The 10,180-nt window shown below is 68.9% G+C and carries 4 protein-coding genes; 2 read left to right on the top strand and 2 right to left on the bottom strand.

Features of this window, described 5'->3' with window-relative positions; translation table 11 throughout:
• The first annotated feature begins 50 nt into the window (after positions 1-50).
• Positions 51-2,717: a DEAD/DEAH box helicase gene (locus ACFXOZ_RS40840; RefSeq protein WP_380595106.1), complete on the top strand. Its 2,667-nt coding sequence runs from the start codon at positions 51-53 to the stop codon at positions 2,715-2,717.
• On the top strand, positions 2,704-4,107 hold the full coding sequence (locus tag ACFXOZ_RS40835) for a hypothetical protein (RefSeq protein ID WP_380595104.1): 1,404 nt from the start codon (positions 2,704-2,706) through the stop codon (positions 4,105-4,107). Before ACFXOZ_RS40840 ends, ACFXOZ_RS40835 begins: the two co-directional genes overlap by 14 nt.
• A gap of 249 nt (positions 4,108-4,356) precedes the next feature.
• On the opposite strand, the gene ACFXOZ_RS40830 is transcribed toward ACFXOZ_RS40835, so the two are convergent.
• Together ACFXOZ_RS40830 and ACFXOZ_RS40825 are read right to left on the bottom strand one after the other, a co-directional pair.
• Entirely contained in the window at positions 4,357-5,229 is an 873-nt protein-coding gene (locus ACFXOZ_RS40830) for a serine peptidase (RefSeq protein ID WP_380595102.1), read from the bottom strand.
• Positions 5,226-9,665: an AAA family ATPase gene (locus ACFXOZ_RS40825; RefSeq protein ID WP_380595100.1), complete on the bottom strand. Its 4,440-nt coding sequence runs from the start codon at positions 9,663-9,665 to the stop codon at positions 5,226-5,228. Before ACFXOZ_RS40825 ends, ACFXOZ_RS40830 begins: the two co-directional genes overlap by 4 nt.
• Between the last annotated feature and the right edge of the window lie 515 nt (positions 9,666-10,180).

Genomic DNA, 10,180 nt, shown 5'->3' with positions numbered 1-10,180 from the left:
ACGCGGGCCCGGCCGCTACGGGATCCTGGAACCGAGTCCGTGCCGCGCCAGTGAAAGCCGGACAGTTGGGGGGATTCCCCTACCGAACACCCTCTAAGAGCAACTTCTTCTGGCTGAAGCTCACTCGCTCTGCGGCCGCGAAGCTCGCCGAGACGCCCGAGGACGAAGAACCGGACTGGGCCCAAGCCAAGAATACGGTCCTCGCCGATCTGTCCGGCATCGTGCACGTCGACTACGGCTACAACCCGCAGACCGACGAGGTCGACCAGAGCACCCTGCGTCTGTTTGGCAAGTCCTGGTTCCTGCGGTTGCGTTCCGACGATCAGTACCCCGAGCGTTCTGTGATCGTCCAGGCTCTCTCCAAGCCCGACGAGTGGATGAGCCGACAGCGAAAGCACGTCCTGGCGCTTCCGCCGGCCCTCACCTGGATCTTCGACGACCCGGGCGAGGAACCCGCCTACCAGGGCCGCAATCTTCTGCTGGATCACCTCGACGACCACCTCGCCCGCCGGAAGGAGGAGCACCAGGACGAACAGGCGCGCAGCCTCGGAGACCTCTTCGAGGGGTGGCGCAGGCTCCTGGACGCCCGCGAGGAGGTCGCCGCCGGCGGACGCCAGGTCCTCGACTACGACCGGGTCACCGGAACCGGCCGCACTCGGGTGTTCCATTTGGCCAAGCCGGGTACCGCTCCTCCGGTCGGCGAAGAATGGTCCATCGCTCCTTTCGCACAGGCCAGGCCGGTAGAGCGCGGCGAAGTCACGGTCCAGTCCGAGGAGACGGTGGCGATCCGCTTCACCCGCCCCACCGCCAGAGTGCCGGACCGGGGCGTGCTGTTGCCGTTCCTCGGCCCCAGCCAGCAAGCCCTGAACCGACAGCGGGACGCACTGACCACCGTCATGGCCGGGCAGAGCACCAACCGACTTCTGCGCGACATCATCGACAACCCCGCCGCCATCGCCTCCCAGCCACCCGCCGAGATCACCCACTGGTTCCGCGAGGATCTGGACAAGAGCAAACGCGACGTGGTCAAGCACGCTCTTGGCTCCCAGGACCTCCTGCTCGTCGAAGGACCGCCAGGAACGGGCAAGACGACCGTCATCGCCGAGATCGTCGAACAGACCCTCGAACGTGATCCCAACGCGCGCATCCTCATCGTCAGTCAGACCCACATCGCCATCGACAACGCACTGCGCCGCATCGAGGAAGCCGGTGTTCAGGGGCTGGTGCGCCTCGGACGGCCCGACGACCCTAGAGTCGCTGAAAGCGCCCAGCACCTTCTGCTGGACCGTCAGGTCAAGAAGTGGACCCAGCAGGTACGGGCCCGTGCAGAGTCCTACCTCGACGGCGTCGCCAACCGCGGCGGCGTGGAAGCGCGCCACCTCAAGGCTGCCCTCACTCTGGAAGAACTCGCCTCGGTCGCCGCCGACTTGAACCACGTCACCCTCAAGCTCGAAGAGCTCAACAGCCGACCCGCACCCGAACGCACCACCTCTGCTCGCGATCTCGGCGAAGAACTCGTTACTGTCCGGGCCCGGCGCGACCAGCTTCTCGACCAGCGCCGCGAGTTGTACGTCGAGGCGCAGCGAGTTCTCGCAGGTGACCTCACTTTGCGGGAGAATCTCACTCCTGGTGAGGCCCGGGACGCTGTGGAGGCCCTTCTGGGCCCTACCGGAAGCGGCCAGGATCTGATGCGGCTGCTGCGGTTGCAAGGACAGTGGTTGCAGCGCATCAGCACCGACCAGGATCTGCTTGCCGAGTTCCTGCGCACACGGCAGGTCGTCGGTGGAACCGCGATCGGCTTCCTGGGACACCCGGCGGCACGCGATCTGGAGTTCGACCTGTGCATCTTCGATGAGGCCTCCAAGGCCACCGCGACCGAGGCCCTCGTACCTCTCGCCCGGTCCCAGCGCTGGGTGCTGGTCGGTGACACTCGCCAACTGCCGCCCATCGATGAGGACCTCCTGCGCGATAAAAAGATCATGGCGGACTACCAGCTCATCCCCGAACTGGTAACCACCACCCTGTTCCAGTACCTGGCCACCCACACTGCCCATCCCGTCCAGCACCTGCTGCGTGAGCAGTACCGCATGACCCCCGCCATCGGGAACATGATCTCGACCTGCTTCTACGGCGGTAAGCTCCTGTCGCCCAACCCCCACACGCTGCCCGGCTACGATCAGATCAACAAGCCCGTCCTGTGGCTCGACACCACCAAACTCCCCAGTCGCCGCGAGTCGGAGCGCACCAGCACCGAGACGAGCATCTCGAATCGCACCGAGGCCAAGCTCGCGGTCAAGCGCCTAGAGACAATCGACAGGGCCATTGACCGGCAGCTGATCAAGACCCCGCCCGGTCGCAAGCTGGACGTCCTGGCCATCGCCCCCTACGGCCGACAGGTCGAAGAACTCAATCGGCAACTTGCCGAGGTCCGGCTCAAACACCTGGCAGTCGAGGTGCTGTCCGTCGACGCCGTGCAAGGCCGAGAGTGTGACCTGGCTGTCTTCTCGGTCACTCGCAGCAACGACCGATCAGACTTCGGCTTCCTCGGCGAACCGTACTGGCGGCGCATCAACGTCGCGCTCTCCCGGGCCCGCTTCGGCCTCATCGTGGTGGGGGACGCGGCGTTCTGCCGCAGCAAACGCGGCGCGCTGCGCGATGTCCTCGACTACATGTCCAGCCACCCGCAGGAGTGCGAGGTCCGCGATGCCTACCTTTAGCGAGAACAGCCTCCTGCACATCCGCTTCCACAATGACCGCCAGGGACTGGAGCTCGTCGCCATCGTCGACGCCGGCATCCCCGTTGCCCTGGTCACCGCGGACATCCTCGCCCAGGACCGCAAGCCGTTGCCCCTGCTACAGGAATTCGTCCTTCACCTCGTCGGCGAGAACGTCGAGACCGAGGAAGCCATCGCCGGCATCCTCGGCCTGCCGCAGCGGATGGTCACCCACACCATCGCCGGGCAGTTCTCCGACGATCTGCTCACCTACGCGCTACCCCGGCTCGGAAGCGGTGCTGAGCCAGTCGCGCACAGGCTGCGCCTGACAGTCCGCGGTCAGCAGACCGCCCGCGACATGGCCGCCATTACTCCCGTGCAGGTCGGCCAGCCACTCGTCTACGACCAGCTTCTCGGTAGGGCCAAGCCCTACGACCGCCACACGGTCATCCCCCACCGCCAGGCCGAGGAAGAAGGCGTCGTCGTGCTACCCGCGCCCCATTCCGGGGTCGTGGAGACCAGCGACATCCCGGTCCCCGACATCAACGCGCTGCTGCGCGAACGCGGGACCACCAACCGCGAAGTCCTGTTGGTCCGCGGAATCACCCAGGCCAAGGCCCGCCGCGTCATGCCGGCCAAACTCCTCGTCTATGCAGACCCTGAGCGCACTGACATCCAGCTCGGCGTCGTTGTGGACGGGGAGCTCAGCCATGCCCACGAGATTGCTCTGCTCAGCCACGGCGGTGCCAAGGCTCTCGGTATCCAGGTCGAGCCCGCGCCCGAACGTCCCGCGCTGGCCCCGGACCTGGAGCGCGCCCGTATCGACCTGTCGCAGGCCACCCGGCAACGCGCTGACCAGGCAGCAGCCCAGCTCGGTATTCAGCAATCGGATGATCAAAGCCAGACCGGACCTGCAATACAGCGCGATCAGGTCCGCGCGATCAGCGTGTTCGAGCACCCCGACCTACTGGACGAAGCCCTCACCCAAGCTCGGCAGCGCATCCTGATCATCTCCCCCTGGATCAAGAACGCCATCATCACCACCGACTTCCTCAGCAAGCTTGAGAACCGGCTCAAGCGCGGCACCACCGCCCACATCGCCTACGGCTACCAGGACAACGACACCAAAACCGACCCCGCAGCCGTCCGCAAGCTTGAGAATCTGGCCCACCGCTACCCCGCCAAGCTCACAGTCGCTCGCCTGAAATCCACTCACGCGAAGATCCTCATCTTCGACGACACCTGGATCGCCACCAGCTTCAACTGGCTCTCCTTCCGTGGTGACCCCGACCGCACCTACCGCATGGAAGAGGGCACCCTCGTTAGAAACAGGCACGCCGCCGATGACCAGTACCGTCGCTACATCGAACTGATCGATCAGGAACGCCGGTAGCCGAAGCAGGTCTGTTGGACTGTTCCCCATGTCCAGATGGTCGTCCTCCACCGGAACGCATCGTCCAACGGCTGGAACGACAACCGGGTGCGGCGGCGCCGGATCTACCGCTCCACGCTTGGCCGGCAGCTTGCCGACCACTGGTAGCCGAGTCCGATGACGTGAGAAGGCCAGCTCACCACAGAAGTCAGCCTCTACGGGTACGGTCGCCGCGCCGCCGCGATTGATGCCGCTGGTGGCTGCGGCGAGTCAGCTCTTCCCGACGCGGTCGGGGATCTGCGGCTGCCCGACGAACGGCGCGATGGCCGCAGCGGTGAGCGGCGAGGACAGGTATGTTCCGAAGGTGTGGAAGTCGAGAGTGCCCATGGGTGTGTCGGCGTGCTGGTATACCGGGAACCGGTCGCCGAGCCGATGGGGAATCGCGACCAGGTCACCCGTGTCGGCGAGGTTCACCCAGTAGCCGACCCCGGCCGGCCGCGCACCGCGGTCGGCGAGCGGTGCGGGGACCAGGTGGTCGAAGACCCCGCCCGGCAGCCCGAGCGGAGAGCCCAGGGTCACGAAGCAGTCCACGGCCAGGTCCGGGTGGGCATGGAGCGCCTCGTACGCCACGACCGAGCCGAGGGAGTGGGCCAGGACCACCTGAGGACGTGCCCGCCGAATCAGCTCGGCCACCACGGACTGGGCGGCGGCCCGCACCTCCGGAACGTGGAGGTAGCGGCGGACCTCGCCCGCGAGCCGGACGGCGAGCCGCGTGACGGTCGTGAGGGGAATGCCGCGCCGCTGCGAGACCCAGGACAGGAGCTGCCGCAGTGGCGCGGTGGCCAGTCCTTGCCGCTCCTGCAGGGTCGGCGAACCCATGGACAATGCCCAGGCGACGACGATGGCTTGCTCCTGTTCACCGAGGGAGTTCAGGTTCGGGACGCCGGCCTGCCGCTCGGCGGCGATCGTGTGGTGGGCGTAATACGCGACGTGCAGGGGCGGGAGCGGATGGTCGTCGAGCCCGGCGGACGTGAACCCCCGTCGGAGCTTGGGCCCCCACTGTGTCGACAGTTCGGCGGCAGCCTCGTCCGGTGAGCGGCCGCTCTGGTGGTTGGCGATGCCGTGCACCGCGACGATCGTCATTGCCCTGATCCCTCCTCCGGGTGGCAGTACACGGCGTACGCCGGGAACGTCCACGGCCCGCCGTCGGTGACACCGTTGACCCTGCTGATCTCGTACCGGCCCGCTTCCAGGCGCACGACCTCGAATCCGTCGGGTTCGAGCACGGTGAGGAGGGCATCCTGGAGCTCGGCCGCCGTCGCTGTCATTGGGCGGGTGCAGACCGCATCGTGGGAGGGAGGCACTCCTCCCTCCCACTCGTCAGTGGTGTACAACTCCCATCCGTCCGCGTGGGCGTCACCGCACAGGAGTTCGCCCGGAAGCCAGGCCAGGACGTGGGTGACGTCGACGGTGGGCCGTGTCGGCCGTGTCTCGGCAGCGTTCGCGGTACGGGCCCACCTTAGCGCCGCGACCTGGCCGTCCCGGCTGCCCGTGAACACGCCGCCGGCGTGGGGAGTGATGGTGTGCACCGGCTCCCGCACGGGGGCCGGAGACCCGAGCGGCTCGCCGGACCGGGCGTCCCACGCCCACAGCACTGGCTCCTTGGTGGCGGCCACGAGAGTCACTCTGCCGTCCACCTGGGCGATCGTCATCGCTCGCGGATCACGCGCGGCGACGGTGCCCAGGCACGTGCCCGTCAGGAGGTCCCGGACCCGCACCCGGCCGCCGCCCGACGACCGCTCGGCCGCGTACGGGCGTCCACCTGCCGCCCCGATCGCTCCGACCCGGTCCAGGGTGAGCGACTGCCGCAAGGTGTCGTCGGCCAACGACCAGACGCAGACGTGCCGTTCGTCGTGGACGCTGATGAGCATGGTCTCGCCGTCCGCCTCGAAGGCGGTCAATGCGGTGACCGGGCCCTGCGGACCGGTGAGGACGCGAGGTGACGACTCCGCGGCGGAGTCCCGGACCTGGATCGTGCCGTCGGCGCAGCCGACCACGACGCGGACCGAGGTCTCGTACGGGAGGGCGGCCAATGCGGTGACCGGATCGGGAAGGGGGATCGTCGATTCCAGGGTGCCGTCGGCGAGGTTCCAGGTGTCGAGTTCGTTCTCCCTGGTCGCCGTGACGACGTAGGCCGCGTCCTGGACGGTCACGGCGGCGGCGTGGGTGAGCCTCCCGAGTCCGCTGAGCCCGTGCTCCTCGGAGCCGGAGTCCACGTCCCAGGCTTTGACCTCGCCGAAGGTCAGATCGGCGCTGACAGCGAGTTCCGATCCGTCCAGCAGGACGGTGCCGAGGACCGTGACGGGGTGCCAGAGGTTCTGGCCGTGCCCGGACCGGGGGCACACGTCGAGGTCCCACACCCGGAGGCTGCCGTCCCGATGGGCCGTCAGTGCGAGGCAGTGGCGGTCGAGTCGCCGGACATCGGCGAACGTCAGTGCCCGGTCCTTGGGCAGCGTGATCGTCTGGACCGTTTCGCCGTTCGTGCGGTAGGCGCTCAACTGGCGGTCGTACGCGACGAGGGAGAACAGCGGGGCGGGCGAGCCGCTGTGATGGATGCGCACCTCCTGGCGCGGGCCGTCCGTGGAGAGGACGACGGGCCGCCCGTCCAGTTCGCGAAGCACCATCGTTCGTGGGTCGTCGCGATCGGCGGAGAGCACGTGGAAGCCGAGGGAACCGCCTGGCGACTCCACGCCCAGCAGCGAGGCGACGGCGGTGTCCCCGGCGTCCGCGGTTTGGAGGACGCTGCCGAGTTCCTCGTCCAGCAGGCCGACCACGCTGATCTCGCCGGTCACCCGGCCGACTGCGAGGACTGTTTCGTCCCCAGTGCCGACGGCGGTCGAGGCGGACACCCGGGCACCGTCGAGGTGGGTCTCGCCGACGGTGGTGCCCGTGGCGGGATCGTGCAGCCGGACGGTGTTCCAGTCGGTGATCGAGACGATCACCGACCGCTCGGCCAGGTCCGCCACGGCCAGATGGGTGATGCCGCCCTCGGCCGTCGGGGGCACCGAGAAGTGTCGCCACGCCGGCCCGGGGCCGGGTGTGACGTCCCACGCCTGGAGGGAGCCGTCGGCGCCGCCGATCACCGCGAGCAGCCGCCGGTCGACGCTGGTCAGCACCACGGCCGACACCGAGGTGCCCAGATCGGACTCGTCGATGACGTGCAGCAGCGACTGCTCCACCAGGCCGGTGCTCCATTGCGGGCGGAGCGCGTCCCGGGCGTCGTCGAGGCGGCGGGCGATCCCGGCCGCGCCGTAGGTGACCAGCTCTTGCCGGAGCAGCGGACGGCGTGCTTCCAACGTTGCGGAGCGGCCCGACAAGCCGCCGAGGCCGAAGCGTCCGAAGGCCGTTCGGTAGGCGACACCGGCGCGCCGCGCCGTCGGGGCCTTCGCCCGGTGAACGGCACGCCAGACGGCGGTGTGATCCGCGCGGACCAGGTACTCCGGATCCAGGAACAGCTGGTCGACGGCGGAACCACCGGGCACGGCGGCGGCATGGTCCATGAGGTGTCGCAGCAGGTACGGCGCTGCGAGGTCCCACCGGGGTGCCTGGGCGGAGTGCTGCCCGGGAACCGCCGACAGCAGCTCCTCGAAGAGGAGGACGGCGAGGCCGTCGGGATCGGCTGCGGTGCCGCGGAAGTGTTCGACGAGCGATTCGTGGAAGAAGCGGTAGAGCTGACGGCCGTCCGTGTCGACCGTCGTGCGCAGGTAGAAGCGGGCGGCGGCGAGCAGCTCGCGGGCCCGGCCGGGAAGGAGCGCCCCCAGCTCCTGGTGTGCCGCCGCGGCGGCCGCGGTGGTGGCCGCGACCACCAGCTCGAGCGGCATGCCCTGGCCGCGCGCCTGTGCCAGCCCCACCATCAGGTGACGCATCCACGGGTCTGTGTCGAGCGTGGCCCGCAGGCGCAGTTCGAGCAGGTGCGGAAGGTCCGGCGGCAGGAGCGCGACCGCCTCCTCCGGACCCAGTGGTGCGCCGGTTCGCAGGAAGTCGGCGAAGAGCGAGGCGAGGAGGAACGTGCCGCGGTCGGGCCGGCGGGCGATGGCGGTGGCAACCGCACGGGCCACGGGCTCGCGGACGGCCTCGTCCCCGTAGTGCGCCACGCCGGACAGGACGTCGGAGAGGTAGGTGGCGAGGTCTTCCGCGAGATCCTCGCCACTTGTCGAGGTGTCCAGGTCGAGCAGGACCCCGTGGTCGCGTGCCTCGTAGAGCATTGCGTCGTCGCGGAGCAGCGTGTCGTCGTGGAGCAGGGCGTTGCCCGCCTGCGGCGGGCGTATCCCCACGAGCACCCGGAAGAGCGGGCGGCCGTCGGCGCGGTCCCGGTACAGCAGCTCGCGCAGCAGGCCGTCGACGATGCGGGCGCTTTCTGAGGCCTCGTCGACTGCGTCGAGGACGAGCACCACCGGTTCCGGCAGGTTCTCGGCGGCAAGGAGGAGCTCTTCCATGGCCTTCTCGTCGCTGCCGGCCGCGGCCGGAGCGGTGCCCTCGGGAGCGAGCTGGGCCCTGATCGAGGCGATCACCTGGTCCATGCTCCGGTGGCGCGCGTGGACCGCGACGAGGGTCGGACACCGGCGCTGCGGGCGGTGTTGCGCGGGGATTCGACTGGTCAGGAGCGTGCTCAGTTCGGCGAGCTGGGGGTGCGCCAGGAACACCGTCACGCCCAGCAGCGCGGACTTTCCGGAGCCGGGGCTCCCGGTGACCAGCATCAGCGGTTCGTCGCTCGCCAACCAGGCGCGGACCAGGTCCAGTTCACGGGTCCGCCCGGTGAACAGGCAGCCGGTCATCGCGGCGTCGTCGTGCGGGCGCCCGGATGCCCGGGTGAGGAAGTGCACCGGATCCAGGCCGGGGTCGAACTCCGACGCCAGCTCCCTCAGAGCCGACCGCAGCCGGTTACGGAGCCGTAGCCAGCCGTCGGTACTGAAGGCCGGGTTCGGGAAGAACTCCGGTACCGGCATCGACGCGGCCCGGCGCGGTGAGTGCACCACGGTCTGCGGGTATCCCGCGTCGAGGCTGACCAGCTCCCGCGCGATCTCGTCGGCGAACGCCTCCACCGGTACGTGGGGCAGTGCTGGGGAGATGTCCAGGTCCCCCAGGCGGAGCCGCTCGAGGACACGGGCTGTGGCCTGGGTGAACCGCGCGCCGAAGGCGCTCTCGTCCCCGGCGCAGGCGGCGATCACCCAGCTCCTGCGGTCGGCCTCGGGAACGTCCTGAAAGACCTGGAAGTCCGTAGCGGCACCCGCACCGCAGACATCGAGCAGAAACAGGACTGGCGAGGGGTCGGAGCCGTGTTCGACTTCGTTGAGCCAGCGGCCGACATCGATCGCCGAACCCGGGAGGTCGCCCGGGCGGCTGTCGTGCACGGGCAGGTACAGCACCCGGCCGCGCGTGACCCCGTGGCCAGCAAAGAGGACGACGCACGGCTGGCCTGCCGAGTCGCGCCGGAGTGCGCGCCAGCTCGCCTCCACGCCGGCCCGGTCCCCATCGATCACCGGCGCGCCGGTGTCCAGCCCTTCGAAGAACGAGAGCACGGCGCCGAGTTCACGTACCCGTGGTTCGACCGACGGCAACGGCGTGAAGTCCTCCGACGTGGGCGTCCACTCCTCGTCGACCGTACTCTGAAATGCCCCAACTCCGAGCAGGAGCGCTCGAACCATCATCCCCCCGTGGCCGTGCGAGTCGGGCTCCAGACTACCGGGGATGGAGCCGCACCCGGCGTGCGGACGGAATCCCTCCCGATCGATACATGCGCGGCCGCTTCTGGAGAAGGTGTTCGGGCAGGGATGGCGGCCCGGCAGTTTGGGAGCTGTCCGGCTTCATAGTCCACCCAACGGACCGTCTCACGCTCAAACACAAACGCCCCAGCACCCGAACAAGGTCAACGACGGGCGACAGTCTGCCGCGAGACCTCAGTAGCCGACATGCGGGACAGCCTTTAGGTTCTGTCCGGTGGATCATGGTCGGAGCCAGAGGCGGATCGCTGCGACGGTGACCGTGCCATGGAAGACGTAGGCCCGCTTGTCGTAGCGGGTTGCGACGGCCCGGA

The organism is Kitasatospora sp. NPDC059160 (assembly GCF_042755465.1).
Lineage (GTDB): Bacteria > Actinomycetota > Actinomycetes > Streptomycetales > Streptomycetaceae > Kitasatospora.
This window is presented reverse-complemented; position numbering and strand designations above follow the sequence as displayed.

Excerpts from the sequence above, each read along its gene's own strand:
- ACFXOZ_RS40835 (WP_380595104.1), top strand. The coding sequence starts at position 2,704 with ATGCCTACCTTTAGCGAGAACAGCCTCCTGCACATCCGCTTCCACAAT.
- ACFXOZ_RS40830 (WP_380595102.1), bottom strand. The coding sequence starts at position 5,229 with ATGACGATCGTCGCGGTGCACGGCATCGCCAACCACCAGAGCGGCCGC.